Origin of the sequence: Pseudomonas sp. PDM03 (genome assembly GCF_014852385.1) — a bacterium.
In the GTDB taxonomy this organism is placed as follows: Bacteria; Pseudomonadota; Gammaproteobacteria; order Pseudomonadales; family Pseudomonadaceae; genus Aquipseudomonas; species Aquipseudomonas migulae.
In genome coordinates this window covers 843,757-866,828 of record NZ_JACVBM010000001.1, presented here as the reverse complement: position 1 = coordinate 866,828, position 23,072 = coordinate 843,757, and the positions used below count along the sequence as shown (strand labels likewise).

General features: G+C 60.9%; 20 protein-coding genes. 6 read left to right on the top strand and 14 right to left on the bottom strand.

Translation table 11 applies throughout. The features are described 5' to 3' along the window. Positions 1 to 114: 114 nt before the first annotated feature. The 7 genes from IB254_RS03950 to IB254_RS03920 all read right to left on the bottom strand — a co-directional run bounded on the left by IB254_RS03950 (position 115) and on the right by IB254_RS03920 (position 7,580). Positions 115 to 1,755 carry a BatD family protein gene (locus IB254_RS03950; RefSeq protein ID WP_192416482.1) on the bottom strand — a complete coding sequence of 547 codons (1,641 nt, stop codon included), beginning with the start codon at positions 1,753 to 1,755 and terminating at the stop codon, positions 115 to 117. After that, positions 1,752 to 3,488: a VWA domain-containing protein gene (locus IB254_RS03945; RefSeq protein WP_192416481.1), complete on the bottom strand. Its 1,737-nt coding sequence runs from the start codon at positions 3,486 to 3,488 to the stop codon at positions 1,752 to 1,754. The genes IB254_RS03950 and IB254_RS03945 overlap by 4 nt, the downstream gene beginning before the upstream one ends. Next, positions 3,485 to 4,564, bottom strand: coding sequence for a vWA domain-containing protein (locus IB254_RS03940; protein ID WP_008042895.1), 1,080 nt, complete (start codon positions 4,562 to 4,564; stop codon positions 3,485 to 3,487). The genes IB254_RS03945 and IB254_RS03940 overlap by 4 nt, the downstream gene beginning before the upstream one ends. Further along, positions 4,557 to 5,051 (bottom strand): DUF4381 domain-containing protein, encoded by a 495-nt coding sequence (locus IB254_RS03935; protein ID WP_008030120.1) that lies wholly within the window; start codon positions 5,049 to 5,051, stop codon positions 4,557 to 4,559. The genes IB254_RS03940 and IB254_RS03935 overlap by 8 nt, the downstream gene beginning before the upstream one ends. Then, complete coding sequence (locus tag IB254_RS03930; RefSeq protein ID WP_008042897.1) at positions 5,048 to 5,992, bottom strand: DUF58 domain-containing protein; 945 nt, start codon at positions 5,990 to 5,992, stop codon at positions 5,048 to 5,050. Before IB254_RS03930 ends, IB254_RS03935 begins: the two co-directional genes overlap by 4 nt. 5 nt (positions 5,993 to 5,997) lie before the next feature. After that, the gene (locus IB254_RS03925; protein WP_008030123.1) at positions 5,998 to 6,957 is read right to left on the bottom strand and encodes an AAA family ATPase; all 960 of its coding nucleotides are present in this window, start codon (positions 6,955 to 6,957) and stop codon (positions 5,998 to 6,000) included. A 269-nt stretch (positions 6,958 to 7,226) separates the two neighbouring features. Next, positions 7,227 to 7,580 (bottom strand): hypothetical protein, encoded by a 354-nt coding sequence (locus tag IB254_RS03920; RefSeq protein WP_192416480.1) that lies wholly within the window; start codon positions 7,578 to 7,580, stop codon positions 7,227 to 7,229. 503 nt (positions 7,581 to 8,083) lie between these two features. Between IB254_RS03920 and IB254_RS03915 the strand changes: the two genes are divergently transcribed. After that, a complete protein-coding gene (locus IB254_RS03915; RefSeq protein WP_192416479.1) occupies positions 8,084 to 12,988 on the top strand; it encodes an NAD-glutamate dehydrogenase in 4,905 nt (1,634 codons plus the stop codon). A 184-nt stretch (positions 12,989 to 13,172) separates the two neighbouring features. On the opposite strand, the gene IB254_RS03910 is transcribed toward IB254_RS03915, so the two are convergent. From IB254_RS03910 to IB254_RS03895, 4 genes are all read right to left on the bottom strand, one after another. Further along, positions 13,173 to 13,883: an ATPase gene (locus tag IB254_RS03910; RefSeq protein WP_192416478.1), complete on the bottom strand. Its 711-nt coding sequence runs from the start codon at positions 13,881 to 13,883 to the stop codon at positions 13,173 to 13,175. 224 nt (positions 13,884 to 14,107) lie between these two features. After that, on the bottom strand, positions 14,108 to 14,518 hold the full coding sequence (locus IB254_RS03905) for a cupin domain-containing protein (RefSeq protein WP_008030133.1): 411 nt from the start codon (positions 14,516 to 14,518) through the stop codon (positions 14,108 to 14,110). Between the two features lie 358 nt (positions 14,519 to 14,876). Further along, on the bottom strand, positions 14,877 to 15,170 hold the full coding sequence (locus IB254_RS03900; protein WP_008042903.1) for a putative quinol monooxygenase: 294 nt from the start codon (positions 15,168 to 15,170) through the stop codon (positions 14,877 to 14,879). A gap of 122 nt (positions 15,171 to 15,292) precedes the next feature. Further along, a complete protein-coding gene (locus IB254_RS03895; protein ID WP_192416477.1) occupies positions 15,293 to 16,726 on the bottom strand; it encodes a PLP-dependent aminotransferase family protein in 1,434 nt (477 codons plus the stop codon). Between the two features lie 201 nt (positions 16,727 to 16,927). Between IB254_RS03895 and IB254_RS03890 the strand changes: the two genes are divergently transcribed. From IB254_RS03890 to IB254_RS03880, 3 genes are all read left to right on the top strand, one after another. Next, entirely contained in the window at positions 16,928 to 17,368 is a 441-nt protein-coding gene (locus tag IB254_RS03890; protein WP_192416476.1) for a carboxymuconolactone decarboxylase family protein, read from the top strand. A gap of 75 nt (positions 17,369 to 17,443) precedes the next feature. Further along, positions 17,444 to 18,424, top strand: coding sequence for a LysR family transcriptional regulator (locus IB254_RS03885; RefSeq protein ID WP_192416475.1), 981 nt, complete (start codon positions 17,444 to 17,446; stop codon positions 18,422 to 18,424). A gap of 183 nt (positions 18,425 to 18,607) precedes the next feature. Then, positions 18,608 to 19,129, top strand: a complete 522-nt coding sequence (locus IB254_RS03880) for a GNAT family N-acetyltransferase (protein ID WP_192416474.1) — start codon at positions 18,608 to 18,610, stop codon at positions 19,127 to 19,129. Between the two features lies 1 nt (position 19,130). Here the strand turns inward: IB254_RS03880 and IB254_RS03875 are convergent, their stop codons facing one another. Then, positions 19,131 to 19,823 (bottom strand): aspartate/glutamate racemase family protein, encoded by a 693-nt coding sequence (locus IB254_RS03875; protein ID WP_192416473.1) that lies wholly within the window; start codon positions 19,821 to 19,823, stop codon positions 19,131 to 19,133. A 78-nt stretch (positions 19,824 to 19,901) separates the two neighbouring features. On the opposite strand from IB254_RS03875, the gene IB254_RS03870 reads away from it, so the two are divergent. Together IB254_RS03870 and IB254_RS03865 are read left to right on the top strand one after the other, a co-directional pair. Next, positions 19,902 to 20,669, top strand: coding sequence for a helix-turn-helix domain-containing protein (locus tag IB254_RS03870; RefSeq protein WP_192416472.1), 768 nt, complete (start codon positions 19,902 to 19,904; stop codon positions 20,667 to 20,669). A gap of 70 nt (positions 20,670 to 20,739) precedes the next feature. Further along, on the top strand, positions 20,740 to 21,234 hold the full coding sequence (locus tag IB254_RS03865) for a hypothetical protein (RefSeq protein WP_192416471.1): 495 nt from the start codon (positions 20,740 to 20,742) through the stop codon (positions 21,232 to 21,234). A 94-nt stretch (positions 21,235 to 21,328) separates the two neighbouring features. Here the strand turns inward: IB254_RS03865 and IB254_RS03860 are convergent, their stop codons facing one another. Together IB254_RS03860 and ccoN are read right to left on the bottom strand one after the other, a co-directional pair. Continuing rightward, on the bottom strand, positions 21,329 to 21,550 hold the full coding sequence (locus IB254_RS03860) for a cbb3-type cytochrome c oxidase subunit 3 (protein WP_192416470.1): 222 nt from the start codon (positions 21,548 to 21,550) through the stop codon (positions 21,329 to 21,331). 14 nt (positions 21,551 to 21,564) lie between these two features. After that, positions 21,565 to 22,992, bottom strand: coding sequence for a cytochrome-c oxidase, cbb3-type subunit I (ccoN, locus tag IB254_RS03855; protein ID WP_008030155.1), 1,428 nt, complete (start codon positions 22,990 to 22,992; stop codon positions 21,565 to 21,567). Positions 22,993 to 23,072 lie beyond the last annotated feature (80 nt).

The window sequence follows — 23,072 nt, the reverse complement described above, 5'->3', positions numbered from 1 at the left end:
CAGACGTTTCGATATTTAGCGTAGGAAGGATCCGTTAAGCGCCGGATCGCTGTCGAAGGTTCTGACGTGACAGGGCGTCATCCGTAGGAGTTTCGTCTCAACAGTCAGTGAACGTTACTTCGGGTAAAGCGGCGGCAATCCACTGTCGCCGACCGGGTCTTGAACCCGCTCGGCAATCGGGATTGCCTTGATCGCGCGCCACAGCTCTTCACCTTGCCAATGCTGGCCGGTTTCGCTGTACAGCGCCCCGTTCAAACCATCCAGCGCGTCCGACAACGGTACGAATCGCGCCGCCATGTCGGCCAGGGTTTCCGGTTGTTGCCGGGCCCAGGCGTCGAGGGCCTGGCGGGTGGCGTGGGAGTCGTTGGCCTGACAGGCGCGCTTTAGGTCGTCGAGCACGGTGCGCGGGCTCGGGCCGGTCTGGGCTGCACGCAGGATCGCCGGTTGCCAGCGGGCACGCCACCAGAGGCCGAAACCCAGCAGGGTGGTGCAGGCGAGAATGACGGTGCTGAGTTTCCACCACCAGAGCGCTTCATTGTCGGCAGGGGAAATGACCAGCGGCGTGCCGGCCGGGGTATCGACCATCAGGCCCGGATTGTTCACCACTTGCAGCGTCCGCGCCGGCAGGCTGCTGTGTTCCAGATGATCTTCGAAGGTGTTCCACCAGACCACATCCACAGCCGGCAACTCGACGTTCCCCCGCTGAACAGGCACCAGCGCCTCACGGTCTTCGCGGCTGCCGATCAGGCCACGCTCGCTATTCTGGTTGACCAGCACCGGCTGATCCGGATAGCGCCGCAAGCCGTTGACGTCGGTGGCCGGCAATGGCGGCAGTTGTGAACTGGCCAAACCTTCGGCTTCCAAAATCAGGCTGCGAGTCAGCGAGTCACCCACTTGCGTGTGATCCGGTTCCGGATTCCAGCTCTCGCTCAGGGTCAGGCTGCGGGCCGGCAGCCAAGGCACGTCAGCCGGGTAAGTGGCAGGTTTCGGCTTGACGGTCAGCGGCAGTTCGACCGAGCTGACACGCATCAATTTGCCGGATTTCGGCACCTGGGACTCGACGTCCTTGGCCGGCTGCGCGTCCACCAGCGTGGCGCTGAAGATCTGCGCCGGAATGGTCAACTGGCCGCTGTGTTGCGGGTAGATCGCGTAGCGCAATTCGATCACGCCATGGCGCAGGCCGTTGATGTCTTTTTCGTAAGTGCGCGACTCGCCCAACTGCTCGATGCGCGCATCGGGAATCTGCAACGGAGTCAGGCTGCTGTCGTCATACAGCGACACGGAATGGTAGATGCGCAAGGTCAGGAGCGCCTGGGCCTGCACGTACACGCTGTTTTGATCGAGGCTGGCGTCGATGAATACCGGGGCCAGTTTTTGTGTGCTGTCCTGGGTTTCGCTCTCGACCACTTGCAAGGTGATCGGCTGGCTCTGCACATCGCCCAGTTGCAGCGACGGAATCACCACGCTGCCGTTCTGGCGAGGCAGCAGGGTGATGATCCAGCGGGTGGTGGCGCCGTTGCCGCCGTTAAGGGTCGTCAACTGGTTGACCTGGCGGGTGCCGCGCACTTCAAACAGCGGCTCCAGCGCCGTCAGGTCGGGCTTGCCGAACTGGGTGACATCGTTGGACTCCAGGGTCAGCTCGACCGTTTCGCCGGAGTTCAGGCGACTGCGGTCGACACTGGCGACCAGTTGCGCAGCTTGGGCCTGAACGGTCCAGATAAACAGTGCAAGCATGAAAGCGGTGAAGCGGGTCATCGGGTTTTTTCCTGATCCTGATGTTGCTGCTGTTCGTACCAGAATTTGCGCCTGAGCAATTCGCCGGGGTCGTCCGGGATCTTGCGCAGCCATTGTTCCAGCGCCTGGCGCTGTTCGCCATCGATGGTATCGCTGGCAGGGCGCAACGGCGGGGTGGTGCTTTGTTCGTCGCCCAATTCGCTGCCGGGCACCTCATTGGTGCCGGGGCGCGCCGGTGTCGTATCCGACTGTTCTGCATCGGGTGCCGTGGTCTGGGCATCGGACTTCGGTTCGCCACTATTCGACTGTTGGGTGGCTGCGCCCGGCGGTGGTTCCTGCGGGGTCCCGGTCTCGTCGCCTTCGGTTTTGTCCGGTTCAACGGGCGCCGGTGTGTTTTTCTGCTTGATCAAGCTTTCCACCAAGGCCTTGTTGGTCTGCGCCGGACGCAGATCCGGTTGCCGCTCCAGTGCCTGTTCGTAAGCATCCAGTGCGGCTTCCAGCTCACCGCCTTTGGCCAGGGCGTTGCCACGATTGTAGTGGGCGTGGGCATCATTGCCTTCGGCGAACCGCTGGGCGGCGCCACTGTAGTCGCCGGCCTCGTAAAGCGCCACGCCTTGCCATTGCCGATCCTGGAAATGTTGCGCGGCCTCGGCCGGACGCTTCTTTTTCAACAGATGCAGGCCTTGCTGGTCAGGGCGCAACCACAAGTCTTCGAAATCGAAGGCATAGCTCGGTTGCGGCAACAGGAACAGCAGCGGCAGACAGAACAGCCAGCCGCGTCGACCGGCGCAGGCCGCCAGCAGCAACAGCGGCAGCAACAGCCAGTAGCCCTGATCGGCCCAGCTGTCGAGACGCAGGGTCTGGCCGTCATTGCGCAAGTTGCGCGGGCCATCGAGCAAGCCGAGGGCGCGCAGGTCGGCATCGTCCAGGCGCGCGTGGCGATAGCGCCCATCGAGGCCGTTGACGAACGCTTTCAGGTTCGGCTCATCCAGGTGCGGCACCAGAATCGCGCCCTGATCGTCCTTGAGGAAACTGCCGTCCTCCTGAGTGATCGGTGCGCCTTCGGCGGTGCCGATGCCGAGCATCAAAAACCGGGTCGCCTTGCCGTCCAGCGCCTGCTGAATGCCTTCGCGTTCCAGTTCGGTCAGGGACGAACCGATCAGCAGAATCCGGCCGTCACCCAACGCGCTCTGATTCAGCAACGCAAGGGCTTTGGTCACCGCAAGATCGGCGCGATGGCCGGTCTGGGGCATCAACGACGGCTTGAGCGCCTCCAGCAGATTGCGGCTGGTAGACAGGTCATCCGACAGCGGCACCAGCGTGTGTGCGCTGCCGGCATAGACGACGATGGCGGTCTGGGCGTCGCTGCGGTTTTGCAGCAGGTCGAACAGCTTGCGCCGGGCCTGTTCCAGCCGGTTTGGCGTCACGTCGGTGGCGAGCATCTCCGGGGTCAGCTCAAGGATCACCACCAGCGGGTCGGCCGGTTTCTGGCTGGCTTGCTCGACGCGCTCCCAGCTCGGCCCCAACAGCGCCAGAATCGTCAGCAGCCACGCCACACCGAGGGCGACCCACGGCAATTTGCTGTCGCGACCGTTGCCGCCACTGAGCAGTGCGGAATGAAAGGCCGGCGGCAGAATCATCTGCCAGCGCCCGGCGCGCTTCTGTCGATGCCAGAGTTGCCAGAGCAACCAGCCGAGCAGTGGCAACAGCAGCAGCCACCAAGGGCGGAACCAGTAAGGCCACAGCGCACTCATCGGCGCCTCCGCAGGCGCAGGCGCTTGAGTCGCTGACGCCAGTCAGGCAGTTGCGTTTGCAAGAACAGATCCTTGGTAAACAGGCGCTGCAACGGGTTATCCGGCCAGCGTTCGCGCGCCACCAGCAACAGGCTCAACAGCAGTGCCATCGCCAACGGCCAGTGATACAACGCCTGCGCCGGGCGGGCCTGGGTCGGTTGCTGGGTCACGGGTTCCAGTTGATCGAGGGTTTCCTTGATCGTTTGCAATTCCTTGCCGTCGCGCGCGCGGAAATACTGGCCGCCCGTGGCGGCGGCGATGGCCTTCAGCGCAGGCTCGTCGAGGTCCAGGCTCGGGTTGATTCCGAGGAATCCTGCGGTGCCGCTTTGTTCGGGATCGGCGCCGATGCCGATCGGGTAGATTTTCACGCCTTCCTTGGCTGCCAGCCGCGCGGCGGTCAGCGGGTCGATTTCGCCGCCGTTGTTGGCACCATCGGTGACCAGAATCAGCACACGGCTTTGCGCCGGACGCAGGCGCAGGCGTTTGAGCGCGAGACCGATGGCGTCGCCGATGGCGGTGTTTTTGCCAGCGATGCCGATGCGCGCTTCGTCGAGCCAGACCCGCACGGTGCGCCGGTCAAAGGTCAGCGGTGCTTGCAGGTACGCTCTGCTGCCGAACAGGATCAGGCCGACACGGTCGCCTTCGCGCCGCTCCAGAAAATCACCGAGCAAATGTTGCACCAGCGTAAGGCGACTGACCTCATCGTCCTGCCACTGCATGTCAGGGAAATCCATGGAGCCGGAAACGTCCACCGCCACCAGCAGGTCACGGCCACTGGCGGCAATCGGCAACGGTTCGCCGAGCCATTGCGGGCGCGCTGCAGCGATCAGCAAAAACAGCCACAACAGGATGAACGGCGCTTGTTGCCGCCAGGCTGGCAGGTTAGCCCGGGCACGGCGTCGGGCCAGGCCTTCGAGGTCACTGAGGAAACTGACTTTTAGTGCCGGTTCGCCGCTGTCGGCCACCGGCAGCACGATGCGCATCAACCACGGCAGCGGCAGCAGGGCGAAGATCCACGGCCAGGCGAACTCAAACATGTTTGCGAATCCACGTGTCGACGGCTTGGGTCAGGCCGGCGATGGCCTTGTCGTCGAGTTTGCATTCGGGTTTGTAGGCGCCTTCGACCAGTACCATCCAGCGCGTCAGCCCGGCGGCCGGGCAACGGTTGTCGAGAAACGCCAGCCACTTGCGCCCGTTGAGGGTGTGGCTCTGGCTGTAGGGGTAATGGTTGCGGCACAGGCGTTTGAGCAAGCCATTGAGTTGCTGCAGCCAGGCACCGGCCGGTGCGCCGTCGTAAGGTTTGGGCATCAGCGCCAGTTCGGCCAGTGCGGCGATGCGCACCGGGTCCAGCGGTTGTTCGGCGCGAACGATGGGGCGCTTGTTCGGCAGGAAACGCCGGGCCTTCCACAGGCCGAAGCCGATCAGCGGCAGTAACAACAGCAAAAACCACCAGCCCGGTGCCGGTGGCCAAAAGCCAATCGGCGGCGGGGAAATCAGCGGTTGCAGTTGATCGAGGCTGCTCATCGATATTTCCCCGGTTTTTGCGGGTTCAGGTACTCGCGCAGTTGTTCGACCATTTCGCTCTGGGTGCTCAGGGGCATCAACAACACCCGCAGTTTTTGCGCGAGCAATTCCCAATGGGCGATGCGCGCTTCGGCCTGGGCGCGGTAGGTCTGGCGCAGGTCGAAATTCAGCGTGTCGAGTTCCAGTTGCGCGCCACGTTCGGCAAAGCGCAAAAGGCCGGCAGCGGGCAGGGCGTGGTCCAGTGGGTCGGACAGTGGCAGCAGCAGCAGGTCACAATGGCGCGACAGCAGGCTCAATTGCTGCTCGGAGCCCTCAGTCAGCGCGCGCTCATCGCAGATGACGATCACCAGGCTGCCGGGGCGCAGCACCTCCCGGGCACGACGCAGGGCCAGGTTGAGGGCATCGCGGTTCTGCTCGCTTTCGGTGTGCAACGACTGATTGACGCGCACCAGCCGGTTGAGAAATTGCAGCAGGCTTTGTTTGCTGCGCCGGGGCTTGATTTCGTAGTGTTCGTTATCGCCGAACACCAGCCCACCAACCCGATCGTTATGGCCGAGCGCGGCCCAGCCGATCAGGCTGGCGGCCTGGGCGGCGAGCACCGATTTGAACATCAGCCCCGAACCGAAAAACAGCCGTCGGCTCTGTTCGACCATGATGAAAATCGGCCGCTCGCGTTCTTCATGGAACAGCTTGGTGTGCGGTTCCTGGGTTCGGGCGGTGACGCGCCAGTCGATGCTGCGCACGTCGTCGCCGGCCTGATAGACCCGCACCTGATCGAAATCGACGCCACGGCCACGCAGCTTGGAGTGGTGCAGGCCGATCAGCGGGCTGCGCTGGCTCGGCGTGGAAAACAGCTGCACTTCACGCACACGATGGCGCATCTCGATCAGCTCGGCGAGGCTGACGCGGATGCCCGGCTCGGGCGGCAGAATGACGTTCATCGGGGTCAAGCGACGGCTACGACGTCGAGAATCCGCTGGACCACCCGGTCCTGGTCGATGCCAGCGGCTTCGGCTTCAAAGGACAGAATGATGCGGTGACGCAAGACGTCGAACAGCACCGCTTGAATGTCTTCCGGGCTGACGAAGTCGCGACCGGCCAGCCAGGCGTGGGCGCGGGCACAGCGGTCGAGGGCAATCGAACCGCGCGGGCTGGCGCCGTAGGCGATCCACTCGGCCATTTCCGGGTCGAACTTGGCCGGTGTGCGCGTGGCCATGACCAGTTGCACCAGGTATTCCTCCACTGCGTCAGCCATGTACAGACCGAGGATTTCCTTGCGGGCGGCGAAAATGGCCTGCTGGCTGACCCGGCGCTCCGGTTTGGTTTCGCCGTTGAGGGCTTCGCCACGGGCCTGTTGCAGGATGCGGCGTTCGACGGTGGCGTCCGGGAAGCCGATTTTCACGTGCATCAGGAAGCGGTCCAGCTGCGCTTCGGGCAGCGGGTAAGTGCCTTCCTGCTCGATCGGGTTTTGCGTGGCCATCACCAGGAACAGCGGCGACAGCTCGTAGGTGCTGCGCCCGACACTGACCTGACGCTCGCCCATGGCTTCAAGCAAAGCCGACTGGACCTTGGCCGGGGCACGGTTGATTTCGTCCGCCAATACCAGGTTGTGGAAGATCGGGCCTTGCTGGAACACGAAACTGCCGGTTTCCGGGCGATAGATTTCCGTGCCGGTGATGTCGGCAGGCAGCAGGTCGGGGGTGAACTGAATGCGATGGAACTGGGCTTCGATGCCTTCGGCGAGTTCTTTGATAGCCTTGGTCTTGGCCAGGCCGGGAGCGCCCTCGACCAGCATGTGGCCGTCGGCAAGCAGGGCGATGAGCAAGCGCTCGATGAGTTTTTCCTGGCCGAGAATCTGCGTTGAAAGAAAGGTTCGCAGCGCGAGCAGCGCTTCACGATGTTCCATCGATGACTGTTCCTGGAAAGGGTGACCGAAGACGTTCGAATAACGCCAGGGCTGGGGGCGTTACTTTAATCTATCGCGGGGGGCGGCGACTAACGGCATTTTGTGCAAAGTGCAGGAAATGATCGGGGGAATTGTTGGAGATTTGTAGCAGGGGAGTGATTGGGTGGCTGTGCCGGCCCCATCGCGAGCAGGCTCACTCCTACATTGACGGTGTACGACGATCAATTGTAGGAGTGAGCCTGCTCGCGATGAGGCCAGTCAAGGCACCATCAAATCTCGCTTATATAGGTGCCAGTACCCTTGAGAATGTTCTGCAACGTTTCTTCTACTTCGGCCAAATCCGCCGCATCAGTGCTGTGAATGATTTCCAGCGAATCATCACCATTCAGCGCATCCGCATCCGCCGCAGCGATTTCGATCAGCAAGCGGGTAGGGCTCAGCGTCACTTTCACGCCGTCCAGTGTTGAAGGTTCGCCATCAAGGGTGATCTCCAGCTCGTCCTCGTCCGGGTAGCGGCTCATCAGGAACATTTCACCCTGATCGCTGTGGCAGGCGAGCATGGCCATGTTGTCTTCTTCCTCGTCACACGGGTTGACGATCAACAGGGCGGTGGTCATTTTCATGGGTATTTCCTGGCTCGGCGAGCGTTGTGAACACAACAAAAGGCAATTCTGCCAGCCCTCGGGAATTTCTGCTCGGCTGACTGTCAGAGAATGTGACGTGAACATTCGGGGCGCTGTTGGTCATTTCTGGCACGAAGGTGCTGTAAATCCGGGCATAAAACACCCAATTTCCTACACGACTGCTAGTGTTGTCCGATACGCAGGGCGTTGGCTGCGTGCCGATGACCGAATATGTCGCAGCGCTGCAAGCACGGGCCTTGCCGCACTGGTTAAGCTGCGCAACGGATGAGCACCTGTAAAGACATTGCGCTGTCGATCTGCCAGTCGTTTTTGCAGATGCCCATTCATGGAAGGTGAATGTGACCTGAGTGTCTCGTCCAGCTTCACCCACCTGTCACCCTGTTTCCTCTGCCCGAGAATCAGGAACCGGGTGACGGATCGCCCCGAAAGGGGTTTTGCACGCGACGCTTCCATCAATAACAAGCCCAAGCGGAGTACCACAGATGGCGTTCTTCACCGCAGCCAGCAAAGCCGACTTCCAGCACCAACTGCAAGCGGCACTGGCGCAGCACATCAGTGAACAGGCACTGCCACAAGTGGCGCTGTTCGCTGAACAATTCTTCGGCATCATTTCCCTTGACGAGCTGACCCAGCGTCGGCTGTCCGACCTCGCCGGCTGCACCCTTTCTGCGTGGCGCCTGCTTGAGCGCTTCGATCACGCGCAACCGCAGGTTCGCGTCTTCAACCCTGATTACGAACGCCACGGCTGGCAGTCGACCCACACCGCGGTCGAAGTGCTGCATCACGACCTGCCTTTCCTGGTGGACTCGGTGCGTACCGAGCTGAACCGTCGCGGCTACAGCATTCATACTCTGCAAACCACTGTGCTGAGCGTGCGTCGCGGCAGCAAAGGCGAGTTGCTGGAAATCCTGCCTAAAGGCACCCAGGGCGAAGGGATCCTGCAAGAATCCCTGATGTACCTGGAAATCGACCGTTGCGCGAACACCGCAGAACTGAATGTCCTGAGCAAAGAGCTGGAACAGGTTCTCGGTGAAGTCCGCGTCGCGGTCGCCGATTTCGAGCCGATGAAAGCCAAGGTCCAGGAAATCCTGACCGGCCTCGACAACAGCAAATTTGCGGTCGACGGCGAAGAAAAAGCTGAAATCAAAAGCTTCCTGGAATGGCTGGTGGGCAACCATTTCACCTTCCTCGGCTACGAAGAGTTCGTGGTTCAGGATGAAGCCGATGGCGGCCACATCGTTTACGACCAGAATTCCTTCCTCGGCCTGACCAAACTGCTGCGCACCGGCCTGACCTACGATGACCTGCGCATCGAAGACTACGCCGTGAACTACCTGCGCGAACCTACCCTGCTGTCGTTCGCCAAGGCTGCGCACCCAAGCCGCGTACACCGTCCGGCTTACCCGGACTACGTGTCGATCCGCGAGATCGACGCTGACGGCAAGGTCATCAAGGAATGCCGTTTCATGGGCCTGTACACCTCGTCGGTGTATGGCGAGAGCGTGCGGGTCATTCCGTACATCCGCCGCAAGGTCGAAGAGATCGAACGCCGCTCCGGCTTCCAGGCCAAGGCTCACCTGGGCAAGGAACTGGCGCAGGTGGTCGAAGTGCTGCCGCGTGATGACCTGTTCCAGACCCCGGTCGACGAGCTGTTCAGCACCGTGATGTCGATCGTGCAGATCCAGGAACGCAACAAGATTCGCGTGTTCCTGCGCAAAGACCCGTACGGCCGTTTCTGCTACTGCCTGGCCTACGTGCCGCGTGACATCTACTCCACCGAAGTGCGCCAGAAGATCCAGCAAGTGCTGATGGATCGCCTGAAAGCCTCGGACTGCGAGTTCTGGACCTTCTTCTCCGAGTCCGTACTGGCCCGCGTGCAACTGATTCTGCGCGTCGATCCGAAGAACCGTCTGGACATCGACCCGCTGCAACTGGAAAACGAAGTGATCCAGGCCTGCCGCAGCTGGCAGGACGATTACGCCAGCCTGGTGGTGGAAAGCTTCGGCGAAGCCCACGGCACCAACGTGCTGGCGGACTTCCCGAAAGGCTTCCCGGCCGGTTATCGCGAGCGTTTCGCTGCGCATTCGGCTGTGGTCGACATGCAGCACCTGCTGAGCCTGAACGAAAAAAATCCATTGGTGATGAGCTTCTATCAGCCACTGGGTCAGGTCTCCGGCCAGCGCGAGCTGCACTGCAAGCTGTATCACGCCGATACCCCGCTGGCCCTGTCCGACGTGTTGCCGATCCTGGAAAACCTCGGCCTGCGTGTGCTGGGTGAGTTTCCGTATCGCCTGCGTCACAACAATGGCCGCGAGTTCTGGATTCACGATTTCGCGTTCACCGCCGCCGAAGGCCTGGAACTCGACATCCAGCAACTCAACGACACCTTGCAGGACGCCTTCGTCCACATCGTGCGTGGCGATGCCGAGAACGATGCATTCAACCGTCTGGTACTGACCGCCGGCCTGCCATGGCGCGATGTTGCGCTGCTGCGTGCCTACGCACGCTACATGAAGCAGATTCGCCTGGGCTTCGACCTCGGCTACATCGCCAGCACCCTGAACAACCACACCGACATCGCTCGCGAGTTGACCCGGTTGTTCAAGACCCGCTTCTACCTGGCGCGCAAGCTGGCCACCGACGATCTGGAAGACAAGCAGCAACGTCTGGAACACGCGATTCTGGCAGCACTGGACGACGTCCAGGTGTTGAACGAAGACCGCATCCTGCGTCGTTACCTCGACCTGATCAAAGCGACCCTGCGGACCAACTTCTACCAGACCGATGCACACGGTCAGAACAAGTCCTACTTCAGCTTCAAGTTCAACCCGCACCAGATTCCAGAGCTGCCGAAGCCGGTACCGAAATTCGAAATCTTCGTCTACTCGCCTCGCGTCGAAGGCGTGCACCTGCGCTTCGGCAACGTGGCTCGCGGTGGTCTGCGCTGGTCTGACCGTGAAGAAGACTTCCGTACCGAAGTCCTGGGTCTGGTAAAAGCCCAGCAAGTGAAGAACTCGGTCATCGTGCCAGTCGGCGCGAAGGGCGGCTTCCTGCCGCGTCGCCTGCCTCTGGGCGGCAGCCGTGACGAGATCGCGGCCGAAGGCATCGCCTGCTACCGCATCTTCATTTCGGGCCTGTTGGACATCACCGACAACCTGAAAGACGGCGCACTGGTACCACCGGCCAACGTCGTGCGTCATGACGACGATGACCCGTACCTGGTAGTCGCTGCGGACAAGGGCACTGCAACCTTCTCCGACATCGCCAACGGCATCGCCATCGACTACGGTTTCTGGCTGGGTGACGCGTTCGCCTCCGGCGGTTCTGCCGGTTACGACCACAAGAAAATGGGCATCACCGCCAAAGGCGCGTGGGTTGGCGTACAACGTCACTTCCGCGAACGCGGCATCAATGTCCAGGAAGACAGCATCACGGTAGTGGGCGTCGGCGACATGGCCGGTGACGTGTTCGGTAACGGCTTGCTGATGTCCGACAAGCTGCAACTGGTCGCTGCGTTCAACCATTTGCACATCTTCATCGATCCGAACCCTGAGCCAGCGAACAGCTTCGCCGAGCGTCAGCGCCTGTTCGATCTGCCACGTTCGGCATGGTCGGATTACGACACCAGCATCATGTCGGAAGGCGGCGGGATCTTCTCGCGCAGCGCGAAGAGCATCGCGATTTCCCCGCAGATGAAAGAGCGCTTCGACATTCAGGCCGACAAGCTGACCCCGACCGAACTGCTGAATGCCTTGCTCAAGGCACCGGTAGACCTGTTGTGGAACGGCGGTATCGGTACTTACGTCAAAGCAAGCAGTGAAAGCCACGCCGATGTCGGCGACAAGGCCAACGATGCGCTGCGTGTGAACGGCAACGAACTGCGCTGCAAAGTCGTGGGCGAGGGCGGTAACCTCGGTATGACCCAATTGGGTCGTGTCGAATTCGGCCTCAATGGCGGCGGTTCCAACACCGACTTCATCGACAACGCCGGTGGCGTGGATTGCTCCGACCACGAAGTGAACATCAAGATCCTGCTGAACGAAGTGGTTCACGCCGGTGACATGACCGACAAGCAACGTAACCAGTTACTGGCGAGCATGACCGACGAAGTCGGCAACCTGGTGCTGGGCAACAACTACAAGCAGACTCAGGCCCTGTCCCTGGCGGCCCGTCGTGCCTTCGTGCGGATTGCCGAATACAAGCGCCTGATGAACGATCTGGAAGGCCGTGGCAAGCTGGATCGCGCCATCGAGTTCCTGCCGTCGGAAGACGCGATCAACGAACGCCTCGCGGAAGGCCACGGCCTGACCCGTGCCGAGCTGTCGGTGCTGATCTCCTACAGCAAGATCGACCTCAAGGCGCAGTTGCTGGACTCCCGTGTACCGGACGACGACTACCTGACCCGCGACATGGAAACTGCTTTCCCGCCAACACTGGTGAGCAAGTTCTCCGAGGCCATGCGTCGTCACCGTCTGAAGCGCGAGATCGTCAGCACTCAGATCGCCAACGATCTGGTGAACCACATGGGCATCACCTTCGTTCAGCGACTCAAAGAGTCGACCGGCATGAGCCCGGCGAACGTGGCCGGTGCGTACGTGATCGTGCGTGACATCTTCCATCTCCCGCACTGGTTCCGGCAGATAGAGGCCCTGGATTACCAGGTTTCCGCTGACGTACAACTGGAGCTGATGGACGAGCTGATGCGTCTGGGCCGTCGCGCTACGCGCTGGTTCCTGCGTGCCCGCCGCAACGAGCAGAACGCTGCCCGTGACGTTGCGCATTTCGGTCCGCACCTGAAGGAGTTGGGTCTCAAGCTCGACGAACTGCTGAGCGGCGAGATCCACGAAAACTGGCAGTCCCGTTATCAGGCGTACGTCGAAGCCGGTGTGCCGGAGTTGCTGGCGCGCATGGTGGCTGGTACTTCGCACCTGTACACGCTGCTGCCGATCATCGAGGCCTCCGACGTGACCGGCCAGAACCCTGCGGACGTGGCGAAAGCTTACTTCGCCGTGGGCAGCGCGCTGGACGTCACCTGGTACCTGCAACAGATCAGCGCTCTGCCGGTTGAAAACAACTGGCAGGCCTTGGCCCGTGAAGCGTTCCGCGATGACGTCGACTGGCAGCAACGTGCGATCACCATCTCCGTCCTGCAACAGGGCGACGGCACTCAGGATGTGGAAACACGCCTGGCGCTGTGGATGGAAGAGAACGAAAGCATGATCGAACGCTGGCGCGCCATGCTGGTGGAAATCCGTGCGGCGAGCGGCACTGACTACGCGATGTATGCGGTAGCCAACCGTGAGTTGCTGGACCTGGCGTTGAGCGGCCAAGCGGTGGTGCCTGCCGCTGCTGTCACCGCCAGTGCCGAGCTGGAACCGGCGGCCTGATCAGTCGCTGAATGAAAAAGCCCCGCATTGAGAGATGCGGGGCTTTTTTTGTCTGAATGTTTGTGGTGTCCGGGCGGGCCTCATCGCCAGCAAGCCGGCCCCTACAGATTTTGTGTCGATCACAGGAGCTGCGAACGACATAAAATCTGTAGGAGCCGGCTTGCTGGCGATGGGGCCATCTGCCTCAATACAACTTCCCGCCAGCGTTATTATCAATCATCGACACTTTATCTGTCGGCCTGGTCAATAAATTACTGAGCGAATGGTCAAACTTCTGCAATGCCCGAACTTGCACATTCTGCTGTTCATTAATATCCGCCACGATCTCTTCGCTGCGTTTATAGTCCGCCCACACCGGGCTCAATGCTTTGGCGTCATGCCCTTGCGCAGTGCCGATGTAATTGAAGTTGGCATCATAAAAGTCCGCACTTACATCGGCCTTGATATCCGAACTGCGTGAGGTGATCAATTGGCTGCGGGTGTCGACAATCGCGACCACGTCCGGTTTCGCCGCCCTGAGGCTTTGCATGTCCGGGTACACCGTGACCGAGCCGAACTGGCGCTGCAACGAGGCCTTGACCCAATCCACCGCCAGGTCGGGTTTGGAGGTGGCGACGTAGGCATCGTGAATCGGTTGCACCAGCAGGCTCTGGCCGAAACCGGTGCCGGCATTGGCCTGATAGTCCTGCAGGTAGGCGCGGTTGGTCTGGGTGTTGCGGCTGTAGACGATGCCCAGCGAGACCTGACCGCCGCTGGCGACATGGGTGGCGCTGCTGCGGCCGACGGGTGTGCTGAAGATACCGTCGAGTGAAGAAACTGCCGTCGGTGCAGTGGGAATTGAGCAACCGGTTAAAACAGCGGCAAGCGACAAGGTGCTGACAAGTGCAAGTTTCATGGGTGTCTCTCCAGTGAAACAACTTGAGTCGGAAGTTAAAGTTGCCGGTGTTGGCAGTGACTTCAGACTAAACCTGTGGCGGCTGAATGAAATAGCCAATTCATGAACTTGTCAGGTGCCAATAGTCTTGTTTGGTTTAAAAGTTGTCGGTTAATTGCGTCGGGCAATAAAAAGGCCCGAACTTTCGATTCGGGCCTGTTTATTTATGGCTGTACGTTCAGCTATCAGTTTTCCAATGGGATCAACACTTTCTCGTCGGGGGACAACACCATGAACACCAGGAGTTTGGCCGGCTTGGTTGCGCTGGCATTTTTCGAGACCAGATGCTCCGAACCGGCGGCTTCATACCAGTACTCGCCAGCCTTGTAGGTTTTCGGTTGCTCGCCTTTCACCTGGGAAGTGATCGAGCCCGAAATCACATACGCCATCGCGGTGCCTTCGTGCTTGTGGGCGATGGAGGACTGGCCCGGCTTGTAATCGACTTCGATCATCAGCGCCTTTTTGCCCGGGACGTTTTTCAGTACTTCATCTTGCAGAATCGTGACTTTTTCCGAAGGGTCGTGGGCGAATGCCGAGGCAGAAACGCTCAGGGCGAGGACGGCAAGCGGGGTGGCCAATAAACGCAAAACTTTCATGATTCATCACCTGCGGAGGGTTAGTTGTCGCAAACAACGTTAGTCCGCCAGTGACCGCAATCAAACAGCCAATTCAGCAGAAGGTCAGGGGACCAATCCGGATTTACGCAAGGCAATGCAAAACCTGTAGGAGCCGGCTTGCCGGCGATAGCATCACCGCAGTGCATCAGGCACACCGAGGTGAATGGTCGCCTGTAGGAGCCGGCTTGCCGGCGATAGCATCACCGCAGTGCATCAGGCACACCGAGGTGAATGGATCGCCTTGTAGGAGCCGGCTTGCTGGCGATCGCATCACCGCGGTGCATCAGGTACACCGAGGTGATGCTATCGCCAGCAAGCCGGCTCCTACAGGGGGGGGTTAACGGATCGGGAAGCTGTTGAAGTCCACGGCGTTCGCCAATTGGCAATCGATCAGGTCGATGAAACCTTGCGCCTGTGGGGTGTTGAAATGCGATTGCATGGCCGCTTCCGATTGCCAGCGGGCGCTGACGTTCCAGCGGTTGCTGTCCTCGGGGCAGCGGTCGACCATATAGGATTCGCAGCCCGGTTGTTCACGCAGGGTTTCGACAATCTTTTGCAGTTGCTTACCCAGTTCGTCCGAGCGGCCGGCTGCGGCCTGCACCTTTACGGTGTTGATCACTTCGTTGGACATTGCTCACACTCCTGAATCAGGCCGGACGAATCCTGCTCATTGAGGGATAACGCTTACGAGGATAGGCCTGCACTTGCGGACCGCCAATAGCCAATTGCCGGATAAAAACCCAGACCAATCGCTCAGGCGATTTGCTGAAAAATGTCACGCAAGCGGTCCAGCGCGGTGTCGATGTCCAGGGTTTCAATGGCGCCAAACCCCATGAGAAGCCCGGCCTGTGGGGCCCGCTGGTAGTAAAAGGTATCGATGGAATACAGCCCGACTTCGACCTTTTTCGCCAGTTCGATCAGCAATGGCATATCGATAGGCACTTTGCACATAAGCACCATGTGGAAACCCGCCGTACTCGGGATCGCTTCGAGCCAGGGTGACAGGTCACCGGCGATGCGTGTGAGGATGCGTTCGCGACGCCCGGCGTAGATCGTGTGACAGCGCCGGATGTGCTTGAGCAGGCAGCCTTCGGCGATGAATTTGGCCAGTGCCCATTGGGGCAGGGTGGAGGTGTGCAGGTCGGTGAGTTGCTTGGCGCGGATCACCGCTTCGAGAATCGCCGGCGGCAAAATCGCGTAGCCGAGGCGCAGTTCCGGCAGCAGGGTTTTCGAAAAGGTCCCGACGTAGGCGACGATCCCGCGTTCATCCATGCTTTGCAGCGAGTCGGTGGGCCGGCCTTCGTAGCGGAATTCGCTGTCGTAATCGTCCTCGATGATGATCGCGCCCAACTCGTAGGCGCGCTCCAGCAGCGCCACGCGACGTGCCTGGCTCATCGGCATGCCGAGCGGAAACTGGTGGGACGGCGTGACATAAATCAGCCGGGTGCCCAGAGGGATTTTGTCGACCTGGATGCCGTCTTCGTCGACCGGTACGCCGATCACCGTGGCGCCGTGGCTGCCGAACAGCAGGCGCGCGGGCGGGTAACCGGGATCTTCCATGGCGACGATGCTGCCGGGGCGCGTGATCACGCGGGAGATCAGGTCCAGCGCTTGTTGCGCGCCGTTGCACACCACCACGTCTTCGTCCTGGCAATTCACCCCACGGGAAAACGCGATGTGCCGGGCGATCGCATTGCGCAGCGCCGGCAGGCCTTCAGGCAAGCTGTAGAAGCCTTTGGAACCGGACATCTGACGCAGCGCGTGGGAGGTACAGCGCCGCCAATCGTCCTGCGGAAACTGGCCCTTGCTGGTGGCGCCACCGATGAAGTCATAACGCAGCGAGCCTTCCAGCGTCGGGTGACGCAAAAACACCGGCAAATTGCGCCATGACTCGATGACTTCGGCACTCGCCAACTGCGAATGGCTTTGCTTGGGCTGCGTTTTTGCCGTCCGGGCATTGACGTAGGTGCCTTTGCCGATCACCCCGGTCAGGAAGTTTTCATAGGTCAGTTGCGCATACGTGTCGGAAATGGTCTTGCGCGAGATGCCCAGTTGTTCGGCCAGCAGACGGCTGGGCGGCAGTTGCGTCCCGGCTGCCAGGCGACCGGATTCGATGGCGCTGCGCAGTTGGTTGTACAACTGGCCTGCCAGGTCCTTGCGGCCGTTGATGACAACATGAAGTTCCATACCGGCGGGGCTCCTGGGCGGTTAAGGCGCGTGTGCGTCGCGCCAGATTACCCGCATGCGCCGCCGTGCAGAAGTTGCGTGGGGGAAAAACCGCGGATTGGTCTGCTCGGAGTGGTCCACCGGTATTTCGCGCAATTGGATCTGTATCGCCGGCGCATCAGCGCCTACCGTGAAAACATCTATCAATCCACGAGGCACGCCATGACTTCCCGTCTGGATTACTACAGCGCGTCGCCCAAAGCGATGAAAGCCATGATCGCCATGGAGGCGCTGACCAGCAACCTGAGCATCGAGCCGGCGCTGCTGCACCTGATCAAGATCCGCGCCTCGCAGCTCAACGGCTGCGCCTTCTGCACCGACATGCACTCGGTGGACGCGCGACGCCTCGGCGAGACCGACCGGCGTCTGTATTCGATTGTGGTCTGGCGCGACAGCGGCTTTTTCAACCCGCGCGAGCGCGCGGCGCTGGCCTGGACCGAAGCGGTCACCTTGCTCTCGCAAAGCCATGTGCCGGACGACGTCTACGCCCAGGCCCGGGAACAGTTCAGCGAGAGCGAGATGGTCGACCTGACCATCGCCGTTACCACCATCAACAGCTGGAATCGCCTGGCGGTGAGTTTCCGCCAGACCCCCAGCGCGTGAGGACGCTGTCACATCAGGTTCATGAACGTTGCGCAGGATGAGGTTTTCAAAGGACAGATCGACAGGGAGTCATTGATGTCATTCATGGAAACCGCCGGGCGCCAAAGCCCTGCCGAATACCGCTCGCCGGTAGACACCTCGTCATCCATACATGCGCAGGCCGCCGCGCTTGAACCGCAACTGGCGCAAGCGTTCATGGTCAGTGCCCGCTGCGGTTGTTTCATGCAGGCGTCGCGCAGTCTCAACATCAAGGCGACGTTGCTGCGCAAGCAGTTGGCGCAACTCGAAGCGCACCTGCAGTGCTCGCTGTTCAGCCATGGCGACAATGGCGTCGCCCTCAGTCGTGAAGGCTTGCAGCTTCAGGCGCAGTTGATTGCCTTGGCCCATGAACGCGACTTGCCGGTGATCGAACAGCCCTTGGTGCGCCTGGCCGTCGCCGAATCGATCCTGCATGACATCCTCGGTCGCGACCTGGTGGCCTTGCTGCGCCGCAACGCCAGTGTGCGTCTGGAGATCATTTCCCTCGACAGCGAGCTGGCCCTGCGCGCCGTCAGCGCCGATGTGGTGGTGTGGCTGGCGGGCACCGATTCACCGCTGCCGGGCCCGAGTTTTGCCGTCGGCGAGCCGCAACGCCTGGCGCGGCTCGACTACCTGCCGCACATTGCCAAGCGTTATTCACGCACTGCGTCACGCCCGGACAACCTTGATGACCTAGCTGATTTCCTGTTGGTGCAATGGCAGCCTCATCGTCAGGTCGAGAGCTTTGTGCCGTGGAATGCGCTGGTGGATCAGCGCCTCGCCGGGGTGGTGCAGCTGCATGCCTACGAGCTGATGCTGGAGATGATCCGATGCAGCGCCTGTATCGGTTTGCTGCCTGGATATATCAGGCACTTCGACCGTGGCCTTATCGCGTTGCCGGGGTTGTTTGGCCAACCGATGCACCGCCAGGTATGGATGGCAGTCAATGCGCAGTCGCAGGATGAAGCTCAGGTGCAGATGATCGTCGAACTGATTGAAAACACCTTCAATGAGCGCCGGGAGTGGTTCGAAGCCTGAGCAATACCTACTGTAGGAGTGAGACCGGCTTGCCGGCGATAGGGCCATAACATTCAACATTGATGTTGACTGTCCGGACGCTATCGCCGGCAATCCGGTCTCACTCCTACATTTGGTATTCGTCATGCTGGAAGATTGCGTTGTAGAGTGAGCGGCCATGTCTGTATCAAGGATGAATCACCCATGCCCGTCACTGACGCTGTCATTACGCTTGAACGCTTCAACGAATCCCACCTCGAAGGCATCACCGCGCTTTACAACGAGCCAGCGATTACCCGGCAAGTGCTGCAAATGCCGTTTCAGTCCATCGAGGTCTGGCGCAAACGCCTGGATCCGGGCAACGAACGGCATGTACAGCTGGTGGCGCTGCATCAGGGGACGGTGATCGGCAACATCGGTCTTGAGCAGTTTTCGCGCATCCGCCGCAGCCATGCCGCCAATTTCGGCATGGGAGTCTCTGAGGCGTGGCAGGGCAAGGGTGTTGGCTCGAAGCTGCTGGCCACCGCGCTGGACATCGCCGACAACTGGATGAATCTGCAACGGGTCGAGCTGTCGGTGTACGCCGACAACGAAGCAGCCATCGGTTTGTACCGCAAGTTTGGTTTTGAAACCGAAGGCCTGTTTCGGGACTACGCCGTGCGTGACGGAGTGTTGGTGGACACCTTGAGCATGGCGCGTCTGCGTCGCACGCCCAAGGCGGGTTGATTCACTCGCCCAGTGCAAACGCCACCGCTGCCTGCGCATGCAGTTCGGTGGTGTCGAGCAGGGGCAGGGCGCTGTGTTCGGGTTTGATCAGCAGGCCGATTTCGGTGCAACCGAGGATGATGACCTGGGCGCCGCGCTGGCGCAGGGATTCGATCACCTGCTGATAAATCCGGCGTGAGGCCTCGCTGATCACCCCGACGCACAACTCGTCGTAGATGATCCGGTGCACGGCTTGGCGCTCCTTCGCCTCCGGCACCAGTACGGTCAGCCCCATCGACGTCAGGCGTTCCTTGAGAAAGTCCTGTTCCATGGTAAACGCAGTCCCCAGCAACCCGACGTTCAGCGCGCCGGCATCCACCGCCGCTTGTCCGGCCGGATCGGCGATGTGCAGGAACGGAATGTTGATCGCCGCCTGAATCTGCCCGGCGACCTTGTGCATGGTGTTGGTGCAAAGCACCACGCAATCGGCGCCGCCAGCCTCCAGCCGCCGCGCGGCATCCACCAGAATCAGCGCCGCATCATCCCAGCGGCCGGCATGCTGGGCCTGTTCGACAGGCCCGAAGTCGACGCTGTACATTAGCAGTTTCGCCGAACGCAACGGCCCGAGCCGGTCGCGTACCTGTTGGTTGATGAGGCGGTAATACTCGGCGCTGGACTCCCAGCTCATGCCGCCGATAAGGCCGATGGTGCGCATGGCGTGCTCCTGTTGATGGCAACCCTTTGTCTGGGAGTATCCCGTGGCGCTTCACGGCTTTCTATCAGGAAATTTCACATGCTGAGCCAACGGCTTCCGGGCGCTAAAGTCAGCTTGCAACTTCTGCCCCGTGCCGCTTACAGCGCCCGCGATCCGGCGCAGTCGCGCACCCTCGGGGTGACGCTGGAGCGCCAGCAGGGTGTGCACGCGATTGACTCGGATCGGCGGGTGGATTTCGATACGTTGCCCGGTGTTCTGGCGTATACGCCGGTGGGCGTCGAAGTGTTTTCCGAATCGTCCACCGGCGGCGAATACTTGCTGATGCAGCTGGACGAATCGTTTGCCGATGAGCAATTGCCCGCCGTTGGCCATCGCGTACAGTCTTGCGGCAATCGACAGGCGCTGAGCCCGGCGCGCGAAGTGCGGCGTTTGTTACTCGCGCCACACCCCGACTTTCTGGCACTGGAGCAATGTGCCCTGGGATTTGTGGGTTTGGCGCAACCGCAGGTCGAAATGGCTCATCGGCCCGCGCCAGCCGCACTCGCCCAAGTGCTGGACCTGATCGCCGGACAATTCCATCAGCCCCTCACGCTGCAACAACTGGCGACGGCCTACGGCCAGAACGAGCTGCGCTTTCTGCGCGACTTTACCCGCGCCATCGGCCTGACACCGCACGCTTACCTCGTTGAAGTACGACTGCAGGCGGCACGGCGGATGATCGAGCACACCCGGCTGAGCCTGGCTGACATCGCCATTGATGCCGGTTTCACCCACCAGTCGCACATGGGCAGTGCCTTCCGCAAATTCCTCGCCATGACCCCCAGCCAATACCGCTCACGCTTTTAGTCGTACGCCCGCCGCGCGCATCTGCCATGCTCAAAGTCCGCAGCACTGCTTCAACCAAAGGAACACCGCAATGGACGACGTACAGCAACTGGGCGAGATGCTTCGCCACTACGCAGACAGCGAAGCGCACAAAAAACAACTGTTCGAGTCGCAATCGGCCGTGTGGGCGACGCGCATTGGCGAGCTGTTCGATCAGATCCAGCAATGGCTGGAACCGGTCCGGGCGCCGAACCTGCTGGAAGTCAGTCGCGAGGCGTATGTTGCCTCGGGGCCGAGCGTTCCGGTCGAGACGTCAACGTTCAAGACCGAGAAACTGGGCATCGTGATCGCCGGCAAACCCGTGGAGTTCGTGCCGGACGTCATGGGTACCGGTGGGCAGATTTCCCTGGCGGTGATGGGCCTGACCGCCGCGCGATATGGCAGCATTTCGCTGGTGTGCCTGCCGCCATCGAGCAGCTGGCAATGGCGCAAGACCAATGGTTTGAAGGACCCGGACACCTTTGCCTTCGACGCGAATTTCCTGGCGCAGCAGTTGCAGAGTCTGATCCCTAGAGATCGCGGCTGATCCGAGACCGCCATCGCTGGCAAGCCAGCTCCTACAGGGGATGCGTCGCACTTGTAGGAGCTGGCTTGCCAGCGATGGGGTCATCAGCTTCGAATCACATATCCAGATTCACCCAACCGGGCTTTGCCACTTCCGGCGCAACCGCCTTCACTACTTTCCCCGTCGCCAACTCCACCCGTCGTGCCACCTCCGGGTCATCGGCAAACGGGATCAGGCTCGCTTCCTCCAGACTTTCTGCCGTCTGCTGCTTCAGGCAGTACTCGACCGCCAGCCAAAGCCCCGCAACCCCCACGATATTCAACACGATCTCGAACATTTCAGCCCCTCGCCTCAGGCAATCCGTGCATCACGTTCAGCCATCGCCACGTCGGAAACCCGTACCGTGCGCCAGGCGTTGTAAGCCATCAACAGCATGCCGCTGAGGAAGAACACGCCACCGGCAAACCGCACCACAAATCCCGGATGACTGGCCTGCAAGGCTTCGACGAAGGAGTAGGTCAGCGTGCCGTCGTCGTTGATCGCGCGCCACATCAGGCCCTGGGTGATGCCGTTGACCCACATCGAGGCGATGTACAACACGGTGCCGATGGTCGCCAGCCAGAAATGCAGGTTGATCAGCGGCGTGCTGTACATCTGCTCGCGGCCGAAGACTTTCGGAATCATGTGGTAGACCGCACCGAAGGTGATCATCGCCACCCAGCCGAGGGCGCCGGCGTGCACGTGGCCGATGGTCCAGTCGGTGTAGTGGGAGAGGGCGTTCACGGTTTTGATCGCCATCATCGGCCCCTCGAAGGTCGACATGCCGTAGAAGGCCAGCGACAGCACCAGAAAACGCAAAATCGGATCGGTGCGCAATTTATGCCAGGCACCCGAGAGCGTCATCATGCCGTTGATCATCCCGCCCCAGCTCGGCGCCAACAGGATCAGCGACATGGCCATGCCCAACGACTGCGCCCAGTCCGGCAACGCGGTGTAGTGCAAATGGTGCGGGCCGGCCCAGATGTACAGGGTGATCAGCGCCCAGAAATGCACGATGGACAAGCGATAGGAATACACCGGCCGCCCGACCTGTTTCGGCACGAAGTAATACATCATCCCGAGGAACCCGGTGGTCAGGAAGAAACCCACCGCGTTGTGCCCGTACCACCACTGCACCATGGCGTCGGTGGCGCCGGAATACACCGGGTAAGACTTGAACCAGTCCACCGGAATCGACAGGTGATTGACCACGTGCAACATGGCGATCACCACGATGAATGCACCGAAAAACCAGTTGCCGACGTAAATGTGATGGGTCTTGCGTTGCACCACTGTGGTGAAAAACACGACGGCGTACGCCACCCAGACCACGGTCATCCACACCGCGCCGGAGAACTCGATCTCGGCGTATTCCTTGGTAGTGGTGTAGCCCAGCGGCAGGGTGATCAGCATCACCACGATGACCGATTGCCAACCCCAGAAGGTAAAGGCGGCGAGGGTGTCCGAGTACAGCCGCACCTGGCAGGTACGCTGCACTGCGTAATAACTGGCGGCGAACTGCGCGCTGCCGGCAAAGCCGAAAATCACCAGGCTGGTGTGCAGCGGACGCAAACGCCCGAACGAGGTCCACGGCAGGTCGAGGTTCATCTCGGGCCACACCAGTTGCGAGGCGATCCACACCCCCATCGCCATCCCCACGACGCCCCAGAAAATGGTCGCCACGACGAATTGGCGGACGACCTTGTAGTTATAGGCCTGTCCGATTGTTGCTGTGCTCATGGTCAATGCTTCCACGGTTGCAAAGTCTTGCCAGGCCACCCGGACTGGCATGCCGTGAACTGTAGAAACCTCATCGAAAA